Origin of the sequence: Noviherbaspirillum aerium (assembly GCF_008929045.1) — a bacterium.
GTDB lineage: Bacteria > Pseudomonadota > Gammaproteobacteria > Burkholderiales > Burkholderiaceae_D > Noviherbaspirillum > Noviherbaspirillum aerium.
Genome location: NZ_VFAH01000070.1, coordinates 1 through 1444, shown reverse-complemented (window position 1 = coordinate 1444; position 1444 = coordinate 1). Strand labels below are relative to the sequence as shown.

General features: G+C 55.9%; 1 protein-coding gene. It reads left to right on the top strand.

Translation table 11 applies throughout. The features are described 5' to 3' along the window. Positions 1-135: 135 nt before the first annotated feature. On the top strand, positions 136-1188 hold the full coding sequence (locus FH061_RS30110) for an IS110 family RNA-guided transposase (RefSeq protein ID WP_151639496.1): 1053 nt from the start codon (positions 136-138) through the stop codon (positions 1186-1188). The last annotated feature ends 256 nt before the right edge of the window (positions 1189-1444 follow it).

The window sequence follows — 1444 nt, the reverse complement described above, 5'->3', positions numbered from 1 at the left end:
TTAGAAATGGTATGGACGCCGCCTTCTAGAATTAACGAGGCTTAAGGACATGGAGGTTGGAGGGACTCCTGCGCCGACGGCATCGATGTGCCAAAGTGGAAGTGTTGACCAACCACTTGAGGCGAGGAGTCCGATATGCATGCTACAACGATTGGTGTAGACCTGGCAAAGCAGGTATTCGCAATTCATGGCGTAGATCAACACGGCAAGACGGTGCTGCGCAAAACTCTCAGGCGCGCACAAATGGTTGAATTCTTTACCCGAATAGCGCCTTGTACAGTAGCGATGGAAGCCTGTGGTACCGCTCATTACTGGGCCCGGACGCTGTACGACCTGGGGCACACGGTCAGACTGATTGCGCCGCAGTTCGTCAAACCCTATGTTCAAGGCAACAAACACGATGCAGCTGATGCGGCTGCCATTTGTGAAGCCGCCAGCCGGCCGGCTATGCGCTTTGTTGCTGTAAAGACAGCCCAATCGCAAGCGGTACTGGCGTTGCATCGGGTACGTGACGGCTTTATCAAGTCGCGGACCGCAACGGCCAATCAGTTGAGAGGATTATTGGCGGAGTTTGGGTTGTCGATTGCGCAAGGGCTAGGCAAGCTGATCCAGGAGGTCAAAAGGCTCATTGCCGACATGGAGAACGGCTTGCCGGCAATTATGCGCGACTTGGCGCAGCGGCTGCTCTCGCACCTGCTGGAGGTGGACAGGCAAGTGCAAGAGATTGATCTACAGGTCAGGCAACTATGCCGGCAATCCGAAGTCTGCCGTCGGCTGGAACAGGTGCCAGGAATCGGTCCCTTGACTGCCAGCGCACTGGAAGCTACGGTCGGCGACAACATTGCCTCCTTCAAGAATGGGCGACAGCTCGCAGCCTTCCTCGGCCTGGTGCCCAAGCAACACTCCAGTGGTGGCAAGCAGCGGCTGCAAAGCATTAGCAAGCGAGGTGATGGTTACTTGCGCCGGTTACTGGTTCACGGTGCTCGTGCGGTTCTGCACCACACCACGCGCAAACCAGAGATGACGGATTGCTGGCTGCGACAAGTGGCCGTCCGACGAAACATGAATATCGCCTGTGTGGCTCAAGCCAACAAAACGGCCCGCATCGTCTGGGCGATGCTGGTTCATGGCAGCGAATTCCGTGCTGACTTGCCCACCGCAAGCGGTCGGCAAGTCAGCACGGTTTGAAGGAGAAATACGAAGTAAGGCACGTCAACAGGTTGCGCAGGTAAGAAACAAGTGATGGCAAACAGGTGAGACCGGGGCGACTCAAACCCGATAAGTGCGATGAGCTTCGAGCTCGCGTTAGAAATGGGGTAGTCGTCAGCGAATTCCATAGAGGCCAGCGGCCTAAAGCCGCACCCAAAGGCCGAATGTAAGCGAGCAACCTCTATCCTGCTTGTGTCATACGTTTATTACTTGGCAAATGGCGGCGTCCATGTAA

Excerpts from the sequence above, each read along its gene's own strand:
- FH061_RS30110 (WP_151639496.1), top strand. The coding sequence starts at position 136 with ATGCATGCTACAACGATTGGTGTAGACCTGGCAAAGCAGGTATTCGCA.